The organism is Demequina gelatinilytica (genome assembly GCF_000971115.1).
GTDB classification, from domain to species: Bacteria; Actinomycetota; Actinomycetes; order Actinomycetales; family Demequinaceae; genus Demequina; species Demequina gelatinilytica.
In genome coordinates this window covers 169797-186821 of sequence record NZ_BBLV01000004.1, presented here as the reverse complement: position 1 = coordinate 186821, position 17025 = coordinate 169797, and the positions used below count along the sequence as shown (strand labels likewise).

At 70.3% G+C, this 17025-nt stretch carries 15 protein-coding genes; 9 read left to right on the top strand and 6 right to left on the bottom strand.

The window, feature by feature from the left end; genetic code table 11:
- The first annotated feature begins 29 nt into the window (after positions 1-29).
- From hemQ to AOM00_RS04715, 3 genes are all read left to right on the top strand, one after another.
- Entirely contained in the window at positions 30-704 is a 675-nt protein-coding gene (gene hemQ / locus AOM00_RS04725; protein WP_174442330.1) for a hydrogen peroxide-dependent heme synthase, read from the top strand.
- Entirely contained in the window at positions 701-1870 is a 1170-nt protein-coding gene (locus tag AOM00_RS04720; protein ID WP_062516685.1) for a ferrochelatase, read from the top strand. The genes hemQ and AOM00_RS04720 overlap by 4 nt, the downstream gene beginning before the upstream one ends.
- Before the next feature lie 232 nt (positions 1871-2102).
- Entirely contained in the window at positions 2103-2582 is a 480-nt protein-coding gene (locus AOM00_RS04715) for a hypothetical protein (protein WP_062516684.1), read from the top strand.
- Positions 2583-2778: 196 nt separating this feature from the next.
- On the opposite strand, the gene AOM00_RS04710 is transcribed toward AOM00_RS04715, so the two are convergent.
- The 4 genes from AOM00_RS04710 to AOM00_RS04695 all read right to left on the bottom strand — a co-directional run bounded on the left by AOM00_RS04710 (position 2779) and on the right by AOM00_RS04695 (position 6887).
- On the bottom strand, positions 2779-4092 hold the full coding sequence (locus tag AOM00_RS04710; RefSeq protein WP_062516683.1) for an NAD(P)/FAD-dependent oxidoreductase: 1314 nt from the start codon (positions 4090-4092) through the stop codon (positions 2779-2781).
- Between the two features lie 123 nt (positions 4093-4215).
- Positions 4216-5604 carry a class II fumarate hydratase gene (locus tag AOM00_RS04705; protein ID WP_062516682.1) on the bottom strand — a complete coding sequence of 463 codons (1389 nt, stop codon included), beginning with the start codon at positions 5602-5604 and terminating at the stop codon, positions 4216-4218.
- 87 nt (positions 5605-5691) lie between these two features.
- Complete coding sequence (locus AOM00_RS04700) at positions 5692-6606, bottom strand: carbohydrate kinase family protein (RefSeq protein WP_062516681.1); 915 nt, start codon at positions 6604-6606, stop codon at positions 5692-5694.
- Positions 6603-6887 carry an exodeoxyribonuclease VII small subunit gene (locus AOM00_RS04695; protein ID WP_062516680.1) on the bottom strand — a complete coding sequence of 95 codons (285 nt, stop codon included), beginning with the start codon at positions 6885-6887 and terminating at the stop codon, positions 6603-6605. The genes AOM00_RS04700 and AOM00_RS04695 overlap by 4 nt, the downstream gene beginning before the upstream one ends.
- A 121-nt stretch (positions 6888-7008) precedes the next feature.
- Between AOM00_RS04695 and AOM00_RS04690 the strand changes: the two genes are divergently transcribed.
- A complete protein-coding gene (locus tag AOM00_RS04690) occupies positions 7009-7596 on the top strand; it encodes a hypothetical protein (RefSeq protein WP_062516679.1) in 588 nt (195 codons plus the stop codon).
- A 14-nt stretch (positions 7597-7610) separates the two neighbouring features.
- On the opposite strand, the gene xseA is transcribed toward AOM00_RS04690, so the two are convergent.
- Positions 7611-8846 carry an exodeoxyribonuclease VII large subunit gene (gene xseA / locus AOM00_RS04685; RefSeq protein ID WP_228373406.1) on the bottom strand — a complete coding sequence of 412 codons (1236 nt, stop codon included), beginning with the start codon at positions 8844-8846 and terminating at the stop codon, positions 7611-7613.
- A gap of 31 nt (positions 8847-8877) precedes the next feature.
- Between xseA and AOM00_RS04680 the strand changes: the two genes are divergently transcribed.
- On the top strand, positions 8878-9861 hold the full coding sequence (locus AOM00_RS04680) for a 4-hydroxy-3-methylbut-2-enyl diphosphate reductase (protein ID WP_228373405.1): 984 nt from the start codon (positions 8878-8880) through the stop codon (positions 9859-9861).
- Positions 9862-9873: 12 nt separating this feature from the next.
- Here AOM00_RS04680 and AOM00_RS04675 read toward each other — a convergent pair whose 3' ends face one another.
- Positions 9874-11124: a DNA recombination protein RmuC gene (locus tag AOM00_RS04675; protein WP_062516676.1), complete on the bottom strand. Its 1251-nt coding sequence runs from the start codon at positions 11122-11124 to the stop codon at positions 9874-9876.
- Positions 11125-11409: 285 nt separating this feature from the next.
- Here AOM00_RS04675 and AOM00_RS04670 point away from each other — a divergent pair, with 285 nt between their 5' ends.
- The 4 genes from AOM00_RS04670 (at position 11410) to AOM00_RS04655 (ending at position 16856) form a co-directional block, all read left to right on the top strand.
- Positions 11410-13068: a peptide ABC transporter substrate-binding protein gene (locus AOM00_RS04670; RefSeq protein WP_082096587.1), complete on the top strand. Its 1659-nt coding sequence runs from the start codon at positions 11410-11412 to the stop codon at positions 13066-13068.
- A gap of 197 nt (positions 13069-13265) precedes the next feature.
- Positions 13266-14192, top strand: a complete 927-nt coding sequence (locus AOM00_RS04665; protein ID WP_062516675.1) for an ABC transporter permease — start codon at positions 13266-13268, stop codon at positions 14190-14192.
- Positions 14185-15123: an ABC transporter permease gene (locus AOM00_RS04660; protein WP_062516674.1), complete on the top strand. Its 939-nt coding sequence runs from the start codon at positions 14185-14187 to the stop codon at positions 15121-15123. Before AOM00_RS04665 ends, AOM00_RS04660 begins: the two co-directional genes overlap by 8 nt.
- Positions 15120-16856, top strand: coding sequence for a dipeptide ABC transporter ATP-binding protein (locus AOM00_RS04655; RefSeq protein WP_062516673.1), 1737 nt, complete (start codon positions 15120-15122; stop codon positions 16854-16856). The genes AOM00_RS04660 and AOM00_RS04655 overlap by 4 nt, the downstream gene beginning before the upstream one ends.
- Positions 16857-17025 lie beyond the last annotated feature (169 nt).

Genomic DNA, 17025 nt, shown 5'->3' with positions numbered 1-17025 from the left:
GTGCGCGGATCCATCGGAAGATGGTGCGCATGACCGAGACTCACGATGGATTCACGCTGTTCGCCGTCCTCGACGGGCTCCTCGACGCCCCGGACGAGGACCTTGCCGAGGTGGTCGAGCACTTCGACGCCGCGGTGGCCGACATGGCCGACCAGGAGGTGGTCCTGCGCGGCATCTACGACGTCTCAGGCCTGCGTGCCGACGGCACCGTGATGCTGTGGCTGCACGGTCCTCGGCTCGAGGACCTCCAGCTGGCGCTGCGCGAGCTGCGCGCCACCGAGCTGCTGGCGGAGACGACCCTCACGTGGTCGGCCGCCGGGGTCCACCGCGACGCCGAGTTCAACAAGCGCCACGTGCCCGGCTTCCTGCGCGGCGAGCACCCCCGCAACTGGCTGACCGTCTACCCGTTCGTGCGGTCCTACGAGTGGTACCTGCTGCCCGAGGAGGAGCGCTCCGCGATGCTGCGCGACCACGGCATGAAGGGCGCCGCATTCAAGGGCGTGGTCGCCAACACCGTCGCCGCCTTCGCGCTGGGCGACTACGAGTGGCTGCTGCCCATGGAGGCCGACGAGGTCACGGACCTGGTCGACATGATGCGCGAGCTGCGCTACACCGAGGCCCGCCGCCACGTGCGCGAGGAGCTCCCGTTCTACACCGGTCGCCGTGTGACGACCGCCGAGGCCGTGGAGGTGCTCGCGTCATGACCCAGCCGCTCGCCGCATCGTCCCGCGTCCTCGACGCGACCACGTACGACGCGATCCTGCTCGCCGGCTTCGGCGGGCCCGAGGGCCAGGAGGACGTCATCCCGTACCTGCGCAACGTCACGCGCGGCCGCGGCATCCCGGACGAGCGCCTCGAGGAGGTCTCGCACCACTACCGGCACTTCGGCGGCATCAGCCCGATCAACCAGCAGAACCGCGACCTCAAGGCCGCGCTCGAGGCCGAGATCGCGAAGCGCGGGCTCGGGCTCCCGATCTACTGGGGCAACCGCTTCTGGGCGCCGTACCTCGGTGACGCGCTCCAGGAGATCCACGCCGACGGCCACCGCAAGGTGCTGGTGCTGGTCACCACCGCGTTCTCCAGCTACTCGGGTTGCCGCGCGTACCGCGAGGACCTCGCGGAGGCGCTTCAGCAGACGGGCCTCGAGGGCGAGCTCGAGCTCGACAAGGTGCGCCAGTACTTCGACCACCCCGGGTTCGTGAACCCCAACGTCGAGGCGGTGCGCGCGGGCCTCGCGTCGCTGCGCGAGCAGGGCCTGCTCGAGGGCGCCCACGTGATGTTCGCGACCCACTCGATCCCGAGCGCGGCGGCGGACGCCTCCGGCCCGCGCGAGGCGCTCCCGTCGGGCGACGATGTCCCGACGGGCGGCGGCGAGGAGTGGTTCGCCGGCGGCGGCTGGTACGTCGCCCAGCAGCGTGCCGTCGCGACGCTCGTCATGGACCGTGTCGCCGAGGAGTTCCCCGGCATGCCGTGGAGCCTGGTGTTCCAGTCGCGCTCCGGCTCGCCCGAGATCCCGTGGCTCGAGCCCGACATCAACGATGCGATCGAGGCGCTGCCCGAGTCCGTCAAGGGGCTGGTGATCTCGCCCATCGGGTTCGTGTCCGACCACATGGAGGTCGTGTGGGACCTCGACAACGAGGCGGTCGAGACGTGCCAGGGACGCGGCATCGTGCCCGTGCGCGTGCCGACCGTGGGCGTCGACCCGGCGTTCGTCGCGGGGCTCGTGGACCTCATCGAGGAGCGGCACGTCGCGCCGGGCGGGACCCCGCGCGAGCGCGAGGCGCTCACCGACCTCGGCCCGTGGCAGGACGTGTGCCCCACGGACTGCTGCGTGAGCCGCCTGAAGAAGGACACCATCGCGAGCGCCTGACACCCGACACCGTCCCGACACTGGGAACGGATCTCGCGGCGACACGCCGCGGGCACGGGCACGATGCGCGGGTGACCCCGGCGTGTCGTGCCCGATTCCGTTCCTGCTGTCATGCTCCGTCGCGATCCGGGCGGATCGGATAACGCAACGGTGTTGTTGCATTAATCGCTCGATGGCCTCTACAGTGGGCGCAGACCGCGGCGCCCGCCGCGCCTGACGCCCTGGAGCCGCCATGACGATGACCCGCGAGGCACTCACCGACGTCGCCGCGATCGCCGGCGCCGCTCCGTTGTCGCAGATGCGGCTCGCGACCACGCACGGCAACTCCGTGGTGATCGGCGAGCACCCTGCGGGCGCGATGTGCGTGGACGGGTTCCGCCGTCTCATGGCCGCGTGGGTCGAGGGCTACGAGCCCCACGTCGAGTCCGTCGACTTCGTCGGCGCGACGTACACGGGTGGGCTGCTCTCGTGCGGCGGCATGCACTACTTCGCGACGCGCCTGAGCGCGCAGGAGACCGCGGACTGCCTGCGCCAGCGCGGGGACTGGCCGGAGGAGGCGCATGCGGTGGTGCGCGAGGACCTGCTGCTCGATGTGAGCGTGGTCCAGGTGCTCTCCGCGGAGCTCGACGACGTCACGCTCGAGGAGGCCGCGCGCGAGGCCCAGGCCGCGTGCCTGGTCGAGGAGCTGTGCCGCGAGGTGTCCGCGGCGTAGACGTCCTCCCGGCACTGGGACGGTCGGGGAGGGCACGCGAAGGGCCCCGGGGGAGACCCCGGGGCCCTTCGTCATGCCTGCCCCACCCCGACACTCCCCACGGATCTCGAGGCGACACGCCGGCGGAACCGGCGCATCGTCCCCGTGGACCCGGCGTGTCGCGCCGAACTCCGTTGTGGCTGTCAGGAGGGGGCGGCTAGGAGCGCGCAGCCTCCTCGAACGCGCGGCGGGGCTCGTGGATCCGGCCCATCGACACCAGGTCGCGGCGGAAGAACACGGCCGTCGCCCAGTCGATCGCCACGCGTGCCTTGCGGTTGAACGTGGGGATCGCCATGAGGTGGTACGTGCGGTGCATGAACCAGGCCGGCCAGCCGCGGAGCTTGAAGCCCATGGTGGTCGCGACGCCCTTGTTGAGGCCCAGCGAGGCCACCACGCCCAGGTGCTTGTGCTTGTACTGCGTGAGCGTCTCGCCCTTGAGCGACCGCGCGATGTTGGCGCCGAGGTGCTTCGCCTGGCGCACCGCGTGCTGCGCGGACGGGGCGCACCAGTCGCCCTCGTCCTCGACCAGGTTGGGGACCTGCGCGCAGTCGCCTGCGGCCCATGCGCCGCCGATCGGCTCGCCGGAGTCGTCGATCACCTGGAGGGTCGCGGCCGTGTTGACATGACCGCGCGGGCCGAGCGGCAGGTCCGAGGTCGCGAGCACCGGCGACGGCTTCACGCCTGCGGTCCACACGAGCGTGTCCGCCTCGAACGACTCGCCGTTGGAGAGCACGATGTGCCCGTCGATGCAGCTGTCGAGGCGGGTCTCGAGCAGCACCCGCATGCCGCGGCGCTCGAGCTCCTCGACGGTGTAGCCGCCCATCTCGGGGCCCATCTCGGGGAGGATGCGCGGCGCGGCCTCGACCATGACGAAGTTGAGGTCGTCGCGCGAGAGCTCGGGGTAGTACCGCAGGGCGGCCTTCGCCATGTCCTCGGTCTCCGCGAAGGCCTCGACGCCCGCAAAGCCGCCGCCGACGAACACGAAGGTGAGGAGCTTGCGGCGCAGATCCTCGTCATCGGTGGTCGCGGCGCGCGCGATGCGGCCGAGGACGCGGTTGCGCAGGCTGATGGCCTCCTCGACGTACTTGAAGCCGATGCCGAACTCGGCCAGGCCGGGGATGGGCAGGGTGCGGGACACGGCGCCGAGCGCGATCACGATCTCGTCGTAGTCGAGCTCCATGACCTCGCCGAGGTCCGTGGTCGCGGTGACGCGCCGCGAGGCATGGTCGATGCCCTCGACCTTGCCCTGCAGGATGCGCGCGCCGGCGAGCTCGCGACGCAGCGGCACCACAGCGTGACGCGGCTCGATCGAGCCGGCGCCGACCTCGGGCAGGAAGGGCGCATAGGTCATGTACGGACGGCGGTCGAGGACGGTGACCTCGACGCGGTCGGACGCCTTCCGCATCAGGGTGAGGGCGGTGTAGAGGCCGACGTAGCCTCCGCCCAGGATGAGGACACGAGTGCGTGACATGGTGACACCTCCAGCGAGGGGAACCACGGGCGCCGGTGCGCTGTTCCCGCATCGGCCGTCCCGCGGCCGTGCGATCAGAACGCCACGAGTTTACGCGACGCGCGTGAGGTCACGCGCGTGAGGTCAGCGGCCCACCATGGTGGTGACGTCGAGCAGCTCGTCGAGCTGCGCCTCGGTGATCTCGCCGCGCTCGACGAAGCCGAGGTCGATGGTGGCCTCGCGCACCGTTAGGCCGGCCTTCACGGAGTGCTTGGCGATCTTCGCGGCGTTCTCGTAGCCGATCACCCGGTTGAGAGGGGTCACGATGCTGGGGCTGGCCTCCGCGAGGCGGCGCGCCTTGTCGACGTTCGCGACGATCCCCACCACCGTGCGGTCCGCGAGCACCCGGCTCGCGTTCGCGAGCAGGCGCGTGGACTCGAGCGTGCCGAGGGCCATCACCGGGATCTGCACGTTGAGCTCGAACGCGCCCGACGCACCGGCCCACGCGACCGTCGCGTCGTTGCCCACCACGCGGGCGCAGACCATGAGGACGGCCTCGGGAACCACGGGGTTGACCTTGCCGGGCATGATCGAGGAGCCCGGCTGGAGGTCGGGGAGCTGGATCTCGCCCAGGCCGGTGTTCGGTCCGGAGCCCATCCATCGCAGGTCGTTGCAGATCTTGGTCAGCGACACCGCGATGGTGCGCAGCGCGCCGGAGACCTCGACCAGGCCGTCGCGAGCGGATTGCGCCTCGAAGTGGTTGCGCGCCTCCGTGATGGGCAGCCCGGTGTCCTCGGCGAGCAGCGCGATCACCCGCTGCGGGAAGCCCTCGGGCGTGTTGATGCCGGTGCCGACCGCGGTGCCGCCCAGCGGCACCTCGGCCACCCGCGGAAGCGCGACCAGCAGGCGCTCGACGCCGTAGCGGATCGCGGCGGCGTAGCCGGAGAACTCCTGGCCCAGCGTCACGGGCGTCGCGTCCATGAGGTGCGTGCGACCCGACTTGTAGACGTCGGCGAACTCGTCGGCCTTCGTCTCGAGGGACGTGGCCAGGTGCTCGAGCGCGGGGATGAGGTCGCCCACGAGCGAGGCCGTCGCCGCGACGTGCACCGAGGTGGGGAACACGTCGTTCGAGGACTGCGACGCGTTGACGTGGTCGTTCGGGTGGACGTCGCGGCCCAGCGCGCGGGTCGCGAGCGTCGCGATGACCTCGTTGGTGTTCATGTTCGAGGACGTGCCGGAGCCCGTCTGGAAGACGTCGACCGGGAAGTGCTCGTCGTGCTGACCGGAGGCGACGGCGTCGGCCGCGCCGACGATCGCGTCGGCGATGTCCTGGTCGAGCACCCCGAGCTCCGCGTTGGCGCGGGCGGCGGCCTTCTTCACGCGGGCGAGCGCCTCGATGTGGCGGCGCTCGAGCGTGGTCCCCGAGATGGGGAAGTTCTCGACGGCGCGCTGCGTCTGCGCGCGGTAGAGGGCGTCGGCGGGGACCCGGACCTCGCCCATGGTGTCGTGCTCGATGCGGAACTCCGTTGTCATGGCGCCCAGTGTGGCACGACGCCACGGGACCTCGGTCCCACCTCGCCGCGGATCGCACACGATCCTTGAGGGACCGTGCGCGCCGCCTCAGAAGCCGAGCTCGTCGGCGGTGGGAGGGTTCGCCCCGGGACGCGAGCAGGTGAGGGCGCCGATGCGCACGCAGCGCTCGAGGATCGCGGTCACCGTCGCGTCGTCGACCTCCCGCAACGCCGCACGCTGCGCGCCTCCCAGGAGACCCGCGGTCCACAGCCCGTCGATCAGCCCGGACATGAACGAGTCGCCCGCGCCGACCGTGTCCGCGACGGATACGGGGACGCCGGGCGCATGGATCTCGCGACCGTCGTGGAGGTATGCGCTCGCCCCGTCCGCGCCGCGGGTGACCACGACCACGGCGGGGCCCATCCGGGCCCAGGCGCGTGCCGCATCGTCCACGTCGCCGCCGGTGAGCCACGCGAGGTCCTCGTCGGAGGCCTTGACGACGTCGGCGATCCTCACGAACCTCTCGGTCGCCGCGCGAGCCGCGGAGGGCTCTCCCATGAGCGTCGGACGGGCGTTCGGGTCGTACGTGAACGTCGCGCCGTGGCGCAGGGCCCGCACCACCTTCAGCACGTCGCTCGCCCCGGGCTCGAGGACCGCGGCGATCGAGCCGGTGTGGACCGCGAGCGGCGCGTTGCGCAGGCGCACGCCGGGGGAGAGGTGCCAGTCGATCGCGAAGTCGTAGGTCGCGGAGCCGTCCGCGCCGATGCTGGCCGTCGCGACCGAGGTCGCGCCCGGACCCGCGGAGCCGGGGGTCAGACGGACGCCGGCGTCCTGCAGGTGGTCGGCGACCAGCACGCCATGGGGGTCGAGCCCGAGGTGCGTGAGGAGGTCCGCCGCGCGGCCCAGCTTCGCGAGGCCGAGCGCGACGTTGGCCGGGGAGCCTCCGGGGTGGGTCTCGGTCCCTTCCGGGCGGACGACCACATCGACCAGGGCCTCGCCGATCACCAGGACGTGGTCGGTCATCGGTCGGCCTCCTCGTCCTCCTCCGCGGGCACGATGCCGACGATGCCCGCGTCGGACGCCTCGCCGTCGTCCCCCGCCTCAGCGATGCGGGCGTAGGCGCCGTCGAGCAGCGCCTGGCAGCGCGCGGCGAGCGCCTCGCCCCGCTCCCAGAGGCCCAGGGAGTCCTCGAGGGTCGCGCTGCCGCCCTCGAGGCGGGCGACGATCGAGATGAGCTCGTCCCTCGCCTCCTCGTACGACAGCGACTCGACAGGGCGCTCGGAAGGTGCGGCGGCGTTGCTCATGCCGACCACGCTACCGGGCGGCCTCTCAAGAACTTCGCGGTTGGTGCCGAGAACGTCGTCATACCCGGGACATACGGCCCTCTCATGGGGTACGTTCCCGGAACAACACGATGAGGTGGACATGTTCAGCGACTCCAACGCACAGCAGACGGCCCGACAGAGCGCGCTCAAGGCGATCCCCGACGGGGTCACCGACGGCGAGCTCGCCTCGCTCGCCCGCTCGCCCGAGGTCAAGGTCCGTGCTGCCGTCGCCGCGCACGCGGGCACGCCCCTCATGACGCTGCTCAAGCTCGCCGAGGACTCGGCAGCGGATGTCCGCATCGGCCTCGCGCGCAACCGTCGCGAGTCGATCCCGCTCGAGGTCCGCGAGGACCTCGCGAAGGACAAGAACGTCGACGTCATCTACGCGCTCATCGAGAACCCCGCCGTGCCGGAGTCGCTCATCGCGAAGCTCGGCCGCCAGCTGCACAAGGAGTACGCCAAGGCCGCGCGCTCCCGCAGCGCCGCCGTCAAGGCAGGCACGTGGAAGGCTCCCGAGGCCGCCGTCCCGGCGCCCGCGGCACCGGCCGCCGCCGCAGCCTCGGCAGCGCAGATCCCCGCGTTCCCGCCCACGGTCCAGGCGCCGCGCCGCACGGAGACCACCGCGCCGCACAACAACGCCTCCCGGGCCGACGCGCTCGACGTTCTGCTCGGCAACAACAAGCGCTGAGAGGACCCCGCCGGTCAGCGCGCGGTGGCCTCGATATCGCCACGCGCGACACGGATGCGCAGCGCGTCGCCCGCGCTCACCTGTGCGGCGTCGCGGATCACGCCGCCCTCGGGCGTGCGCACCACGGCGAAGCCGCGCTCCAGGGTGCTGAGCGGGCTGAGCGCGCGCAACGACGCCGTGAGCTCGCGCGTGGACGCGCCGGCGCGGTCGAGCACGCCCGTCATCGCACGGGTCGAGCGCTCGCGGCCCCGCGCGACCGCCTCTGCGTAGGGCGCGAGCATCGCCTCGGGACGCGCGAGGACCGGGCGCGAGCGCATGGTGCGCAGGCCGAGCATCTCGCGCGCCACGTGACGCTCGACCGCCGCGGCCATCGTCCGCCGCGCGCGTGCGAGGCCCTGGGCCTCCGCGGCGGCATCGGGGACGATGCGCTTGCCGGCATCGGTGGGCGTCGAGGCGCGGTAGTCCGCGACCAGGTCGAGCAGCGGCGAGTCCTTCTCATGCCCGATCGCGCTCACCAGGGGCGTCTCGCAGGCCGCGGCGGCACGGACCAGCGCCTCGTCGCTGAACGGCAGGAGGTCCTCGAAGGACCCGCCGCCGCGCGCGACCACGATGACGTCGATGTCGGGCACCGAGTCGAGCTCGCGGATCGCCGCAGTGGTCTCCGGGACCGCGCGGGGTCCCTGGACGGTGACGCGGCGGATCTCGAAGTGCACGCCGGGCCACCGCCGGGTCGCGTTCTCCACCACGTCGTGCTCCGCGTCGCCCTGCGTCGCGCACACCAGGCCGACCGTCCTCGGGATGAACGGGAGCGGGACCTTGCGGTCGAGGTCGAACAGGCCCTCGCGGGCGAGCGCCTCCTTGAGCGCCTCGAGGCGCGCGAGCAGGTCGCCGAGCCCCACCTGCCGCACCTCGCGCCCCGCGAGCTGCAGGGAGCCGGAGCGCGTCCACCACTCGGGCTTGGCGTGGATGACCACGCGGGTGCCGTCCACCAGGTCGATGCCGAGAGCCTCGGCCTCGCGTGCGGGCAGCGTCGCGCTGATCGACATGTTCTCGTCCGTGTCGCGCAGCGTGAGGAACACCAGGTGTCGCCAGCGCTTGACGTTGAGCACCTGTCCCTCGACCCACACGGCGGGCAGGCGCGAGATGAAGTCGCCGATCTTGGGGGAGAGGTGACGGACGGGCCACGGCCGTTCGGCCGACGTCTCGCCGGCGGTGGCGGGCAGGCTGTGGGGCGCGGGGCTCTCGGTCACGGGCCTCAGCCTGCCACGTAGGATGGAGCGCATGCCTGACACCCCCACCAAGCGCGTCCTGCTGGCTGCGCCGCGAGGCTACTGCGCGGGCGTGGACCGCGCGGTCATCGCGGTCGAGAAGGCGCTCGAGCTGCACGGCGCACCTATCTATGTGCGCAAGGAGATCGTCCACAACAAGTACGTGGTGGAGACGCTCTCCGAGCGGGGCGCGATCTTCGTCGACGAGACCGACGACGTGCCCGAGGGCGCGCGCGTCGTGTTCTCCGCGCACGGGGTCTCGCCCGCGGTGCGCGAGGCCGCCGATGCGCGCAACCTGCTGACCATCGACGCGACGTGCCCGTTGGTGACCAAGGTGCACAAGGAGGCCATCCGCTTCGCTCGCGATGAACGGACCATCCTGCTCATCGGCCACACCGGGCACGAGGAGGTCGAGGGGACCGCCGGCGAGGCCCCCGATCACACGATCGTGGTCAACTCGCCCGACGACGTCGACGGGCTCGAGGTCCCGGACCCCGAGAACGTGGTGTGGCTGTCGCAGACCACCCTGTCGGTCGACGAGACGATGGAGACGGTGCGCCGCCTGCGTGAGCGCTTCCCTGCGCTCCAGGACCCGCCGAGCGACGACATCTGCTACGCCACCCAGAACCGCCAGGTGGCGGTCAAGAAGTTGGCCCCCGAGTGCGATCTGGTGGTCGTGGTCGGGTCCGCGAACTCGTCCAACTCGGTCCGTCTGGTCGAGGTGGCGCTCCAGTCGGGGGCGCGCGCCTCGTTCCGCGTCGACCGTGCGACCGAGATCCGCGACGAGTGGTTCGACGGCGTCACGACCGTGGGTGTGACCTCCGGGGCGTCGGTGCCTGAGATCCTCGTGCGCGACGTGCTGGAGGACCTCGCGCACCGGGGCTACGAGACCGTCGAGGAGGTCCGCACCGCCACGGAGGACCTCATGTTCTCCCTGCCGCGCGAGATCCGCGCCGACCTCAAGGCCAAGGAGGCCGAGCGCGCCGTCCGGGCGTGACCTCGATCCGGGTCAGCGGCGGTCGAGCAGCTCGCCCTGCTCCTCGAGCGGGACGTCGGCCGCGGTGATCTCGCGCACCTCGGTGTCGATCTGCGTGGCCGCGAACTCACCGTCGAGCTGCTGGAGCGAGCCCATGCGGCGGGCGGAGGGCAGCACGCGCCGCTCGAACGCGCCGATGGTGTCGTTGTAGGCCTTGCTCGCCGAGTCGAGCTGCTTGCCGAGCCTCCCGAGGTGCCCGCCCATGGTGGTGAGGCGCTCGTAGAGCTCGCGTCCGGTGGTCAGCACCTGCTGCGCGTTCTCCGCCAGCGCCGTCTCGCGCCACGCGTGCGCGATGGTGCGCAGCAGCGCGACGAGCGTGGTCGGGGTCGCGATCACCACGCCCTGCTCCCATGCCCACTCCTGCAGGCGCGGATCCCTTTCGAGGGCGAGCTGGAGGAACGACTCCGCGGGCATGAACAGCACCACGAACTCGAGGCGCGAGTCGACCTGGCTGGTGTACGCCTTGCCCTTGAGCTCCTGGACACGCTTGCGCACGGCGTCGACATGGCGGTCGAGCGTCACGTCCCTGTCGATCGACTCGTCGTCGAGGTCGAGGATCGCGTCGAAGGGGGTCTTGGCGTCGACCACCACGGTCCTCCCGCCCGCGAGGTGGACGAGCATGTCGGGACGCAGCCTCCGTCCCTCCTCATCGGTGTCGGTCGCCTGCTCCACGAAGTCGACGTGGTGCACCAGCCCGGCGACCTCGACCACGCGCCTCAGGTGGAGCTCGCCCCAGCGGCCGCGCACCTCGGGCCGGCGAAGCGCGGTCCGCAGGCCCGCCGTCTCGCGGCCCACCTTGTCGGACGCGGCCATGAGGGCCCGCACCTGCTCGGTGAGCCGAGCCTCGGTCGCGAGGCGCGCCTTGTCCGCCTCCCCGGTGGACCGCTTCACCTCGTCGAGCGCGCGCGCCATCGGGTCGACCAGGCGCCGCATCGTCTCCTCGCGCCTCTGCGCCTCCGCGCTCTGCGCGTTGCGCTCGGCCGCGAGCCGACGCTCCTGCGTCTCCGCGAGGGTGCGGGCGGCATCGGCCGCCAGCACCCGGAACTGATCACGCATCGTCTCCTGGTCGGCGGCAGCCCGTGCCTCGCGGGCCTCCGCTGCGCGCAGGCCCGCGCGAGCCTCCGCGAGCTCGGCGCGGAGCCCGCCGCTCTTGGCGACCATGAGCGCGGCCCCCAGCGCGACGCCGACGGCGAGTGACAGGACAGCGATGAGGATCTCGGTCATGGCGCAAGCATCGCAGGGGCCTCTGACATCGAGGGGTGAGACTGCTTGACCGAATCATCCCGAATGTCATGTGATGGACCCGACACATGTCTCGCATGGTGAGACAGGTGGTTACTGTTTGGTCACGAAAGGGGGGCAATTCAGCCGGAGAAACACTCCGGTAATCAGAGATTGTTTAGCCTGTCCGGGTTGCACGTCATCAGCGTGCATCCGAGTCGCCGCTCCGACACCCCGGTCCGGCGCCTATCCAAGCCCGCCGCTCGGCGGGCGCACGTAGGAGGAAAAGTGAAGTTCAGCAAGTCCGTGATCGGCGGTGCGGCCCTCGCCTCGGCGTCCGCGCTCGTCCTGGTCGGCTGCTCGCCTGAGGGCTCCGAGTCCGACTCGACCGCGACGGCGGGCGACTCGGCCTCGACCGGCGCCGCCATCATCAAGACCAACGGCTCCGAGCCGATGAACCCGCTCATCCCGGTCGCGACCAACGAGACCGGCGGCGGCAAGATCATCGACGCCCTGTTCGCGGGCCTCGTGTACTACGACGCCACCGGCGCCGCGCACAACGAGGTCGCCGAGTCCATCGAGACCGACGACTCCCAGACCTTCACCGTCACGCTCAAGGACGGCTGGACCTTCACCGACGGCACGCCCGTCACCGCGAGCTCCTTCGTGGACGCCTGGAACTGGGGCGCCGACCCGGCGAACTCGGCCACCGCGCTCAACAGCTACTTCTTCGAGCAGATCGAGGGCTTCGACGGCTACAACGCCGAGGAGGGCGCCTCCAACCCCGAGATGTCCGGCCTCAAGGTCATCGACGACTCGACCTTCACGATCACGCTGAACGCGCCGAACTCGGAGTTCCCGCTCGCGCTCGGCTACTCGGCCTTCTACCCGCTGCCCGAGTCCTTCTTCGCGGACCCGGAGGCCTTCGGCAAGGCCCCCATCGGCAACGGCATCTACACGCTCGCCTCGGCGGACGACTGGAAGCACGACGTCCAGATCGACCTCTCGGTGAACGACTCGTACTCCGGTGAGCGCGAGGTCATGAACGACGGCCTCTCGATCATCTTCTACGCGTCGCAGGACGCCGCCTACGCGGACCTCCTCGCCAACAACGTCGACGTGATCGACGGCATCCCGGACGCGAACCTCGCGACCTTCGGCGACGACCTCGGCGACCGCGCGGTCAACCAGCCCGCCGCGATCTTCCAGTCCTTCACCATCCCGCAGAACCTCGAGCACTTCTCGGGCGAGGAGGGCAACCTCCGCCGCCAGGCGATCTCGATGGCGATCAACCGCGAGGAGATCACGAACGTGATCTTCCAGGACACCCGTACGCCGGCCTCCGACTTCACGTCGCCGGTCATCGACGGCTGGTCGGACTCGATCCCCGGCTCCGAGGTCCTCGCCTACGACCCCGAGAAGGCGGTCGAGCTGTGGGCCGAGGCCGACGCGATCTCGCCCTGGTCGGGCACCTTCTCGATCGGTTACAACTCCGACGGTGGTCACCAGACCTGGGTCGAGGCTGTCACCAACTCGATCGAGAACACCCTCGGCATCGACGCGTCGGGCCTGCCCTACGCGACCTTCGCCGACTTCCGCACCGACGTGACGAACCGCACCATCGCGGGCGCGTTCCGTACCGGCTGGCAGGCGGACTACCCGTCGCTCGAGAACTTCCTCGGCCCGATCTACTACACGGGCGCCGGCTCGAACGACGGCGACTACTCGTCGGAGGAGTTCGACACCCTGATCGACGAGGGCAAGACCGCCTCGACGCCTGAGGACGCCATCGCGAAGTTCCAGGAGGCGCAGGAGGTCCTGTTCACGGACCTGCCGGCCATCCCGCTCTGGTACTCCAACGTGACCGGTGGCTACGCCGAGACCGTCGACAACGTCCAGTTCGACTGGCACTCGGTCCCGCTGTTCTACGAGATCACCAAGAAGTAAGCACCGCCTTTGCCCGCCTCGCGACCGCGAGGCGGGCGAAGTGCGTCTGTCCTCGAGGCCCCGTCGGGCGTGACCTTGCTCACGCCGGACGGGGCCTCGAGCGCGGCTATCCTCACCGTGGGGACGGATGCACTCGGCACTCAGAGTAGAATCGGCCACCATATGTTCCAGACGAAGCACATCCGAGGAGCGCGCCCATGCTGATGTATGTGGTCCGCCGCCTCCTCCAGGCGGTCCCGGTCGTGATCGGCACCACCTTCCTGATCTATTTCATGGTCTTCTCCATGCCGGGAGACCCGATCCTCGCGATGTTCGGCGACAAGACGCCGAGCCCCGCGGTGTACGACGCGCTGGCGGCCCAGTACCACCTGGACCAGCCGTTCATCGTGCAGTACGGGCTCTACATGAAGGATCTGTTCACGGGAAACCTGGGCACGACCTTCTCGGGTGAGGACGTGGGCACCGTGCTCGCGCGCACCTTCCCGGTCACGCTGAAGCTCGCAGCCATGGCGATCGCCTTCGAGTTCATCACCGCGGTGGTGCTCGGTCTGTTCGCCGGCCTCCGCAAGGGCAAGCTGTTCGACAACATCACGCTCGTGATCGGCCTCATCCTGATGTCGGTGCCGATCTTCGTGCTCTGCTTCATCGCCCAGTACTTCGTGGCGATCAAGTGGGGCTGGGCCTCGCCGACAGTCGGCGCGGATACGAGCTTCGCGAACATGCTCCTCCCCGCCATCGTGCTCGCGCTGAGCCTGTTCACCACGTCGATGCGCCTGATGCGCGGCACCGTGATCGACACGCGCAGCCGCGACTGGGTCCGCACCGCGTACGCGAAGGGCCTTCCCGCGCGCCGCGTGATCCCCGTGCACGTGCTGCGCAACTCGCTCATCCCCGTCGTCACCAACTCGGCCGCCAACTTCGGCGTGCTGATGGTGGGCGCGACGGTGACCGAGGGAATCTTCAACGTGCCCGGCGTCGGCAACACGCTGTACCAGGCGATCATCCGAGGCGAGGGGCCCACGGTCGTGAGCTTCGTGACCGTGATGGTGCTGGCCTACGTGGCCATCAACATCCTGGTCGACCTGCTGTACGCCGTTCTTGACCCGAGGATCCGTTATGCCTAAGCCCGAGCACTACGTCGCACCGTTCGACGAGAACGAGATGGCCGAGGTCGACAAGGTCAAGCTCGACGAGAAGCCCTCGAACCTGTGGCGCGACGCATGGCGTTCGCTCCGCCGTCGCCCGCTGTTCTACATCTCGCTCGCCGCGGTGTTCGTCATCCTCCTGATGGCGCTGTTCCCCTCGCTGTTCACGGACGTGTCGCCCGACAAGGGCTGCCTCCTGGTCGACTCGAACGGCGGCCCGACCGAGGGCCACCCGATGGGCTTCACGCGTCTGGGCTGCGACGTCTACTCCCGCGTCGTGTGGGGTGCGCGCACCTCGCTCGCCGTCGGTCTGCTCGCCACCCTGATCTCCGGTGTCCTCGGAGTCGTCATGGGCGCGCTCGCCGGCTTCTACGGCGGCTGGGTCGACTCGGTCCTGTCCCGCCTCGGCGACATCTTCTTCTCGATCCCCTACATCCTCGCGGCCGTCGTGATCATGACGACCTTCTCGGACTACCGCAACGTCCTCACGCTCGCCTTCGCGATCGGTGGATTCGCGTGGGCCTCGCTGGCCCGCATCCTGCGGTCCGAGATCCTGCGTGTGAAGTCCGGGGACTTCGTGATGGCGTCCACGGCGACGGGGCGGACCAAGTTCGGCACGCTCATCTCGCACGTGCTGCCCAACTCGATCACGCCTGTCATCGTGTACCTCACGCTCTCGCTCGGCGGTGCGATCGTCGCGGAGGCCACCCTGAGCTTCCTCGGTGTGGGCCTCGGCCCGGACGTCATGTCCTGGGGTAACGACATCAGCGCGGCGCAGACCAGCATCCGTACCGCTCCGATGACCCTGATCTGGCCGTCGATCTTCCTCACCGTGACCGTCCTCGCCTTCATCACGCTCGGCGAGCTCGTGCGCGACGCCCTCGACCCGAAGGCGAGGGCCCGCGGATGACCCAGGAGACCACCCCCGTGACCGACAGCACCGAGCCCCTCGTCTCCATCAAGGACCTCGAGATCGGCTTCCAGACCGGAAACGGCTTCGTCCAGGCGGTGAAGGGCGTCTCGTTCGACATCTTCCCGGGCGAGACCGTCGCGATCGTCGGCGAGTCGGGCTCCGGCAAGTCGACCACCGCGACCGGCATCATCGACCTGCTCCCGAGCAACGGCCGCATCACCGGCGGCTCCGTCATGTTCGGTGGCAAGGACCTCACCAAGGCCTCCAAGAAGGAGATCGTCGAGGTTCGTGGACGCGAGATCGGCTACGTCCCGCAGGACCCGATGTCCAACCTCAACCCGGTCTGGAACGTCGGCTTCCAGGTCCGTGAGGCCGTTCTCGCCAACAACATGGCGAAGAACAAGAAGGACGCGGACAAGCGTGCGATCGAGGTGCTCCAGGAGGCCGGTCTGGCCGACGCCGAGCGCCGCATGAAGCAGTTCCCGCACCAGTTCTCGGGCGGTATGCGCCAGCGCGTGCTCATCGGCATCGGTCTGGCCGCGGACCCGAAGCTGCTCATCGCGGACGAGCCCACCTCGGCGCTCGACGTGACGGTGCAGCGCGTGATCCTCGACCACCTCGAGTCGCTCACCCGTGAGAAGAACACGGCGCTGCTGCTCATCACGCACGATCTGGGCCTCGCCGCCGAGCGCGCGTCCAAGGTCATCGTGATGTACCAGGGCAAGATCGCCGAGGCCGGCCCGAGCCTCGAGATCCTCCAGAACCCGCAGCACCCGTACACGAAGCGCCTCATCGCGGCGGCCCCGAGCCTCGCGTCGCAGCGCCTCAAGTCGACCAAGGTGTCGGTGGCGGAGGCCCCGCAGGGCGAGGAGATCGACCTGGTCGCCGCCTCGGCGCACCGCCACGCGGTGGTCGACAAGGCCGATCACGCCGGCGCGCCGGCGATCGAGGTGAAGGACCTGACAAAGGTCTTCTCGATCCGCAAGGGCGGCTTCCGCTCGGAGCCGTTCACGGCCGTCGACAAGGTCAGCTTCCAGGTGCCGCGCGGCACCACGATGGCGCTGGTGGGCGAGTCCGGCTCGGGCAAGTCCACCGTGGCCAAGATGGTGCTCGGGCTCGAGACCGCGACCGAGGGCGAGATCCTCATCGCGGGCAAGGACGCGACCGCGCTCGACCGTGCGGAGATGCTCGAGCACCGCCGCCGGATGCAGCCGGTGTTCCAGGATCCGTACGGCTCCCTGGACCCGATGCGCTCGATCGGTGCGATCATCCGTGAGCCGCTCGACGTGCACAAGGTGGGCGACAAGAAGTCCCGCCAGCAGCGCGTCAACGAGGTGCTCGACGAGGTCGCGCTGCCGCGCATGATCGCGTCGCGCTACCCGAACGAGCTCTCGGGCGGCCAGCGCCAGCGCGTGGCGATCGCCCGTGCCCTCGCGCTCAAGCCCGACGTGGTCATCCTCGACGAGGCGGTCTCCGCCCTCGATGTGCTGGTCCAGGCGCAGGTGCTGCAGCTCCTCGCCGACCTGCAGGAGGAGCTGGGCCTCACGTACCTCTTCATCACCCACGACCTCGCGGTCGTGCGCGTCGTCGCTGACGACGTGGCGGTGATGGAGCGGGGCAAGATCGTCGAGAAGGGCAGCGTGGAGGAGATCTTCGCCAACGCGAAGACCGAGTACACGCAGAAGCTGCTCGACGCCATCCCCGGCGCGAACATCCCGCTCGGCGCGTAAGCACCGAGACAGCACAGGGCCCCGGCTCTCCCGCAAGGGAGGCCGGGGCCCTGTGCGTGCGGCGGGTCAGCGTCGCGTGCGAAAGTGGTGCCTCACTGTCGCTTCTGGCGGATCTACGCCTCGCAGTGGTAGCGCCTAGTCGCTCCGGCGGCGGCGCGACTGGCGACCG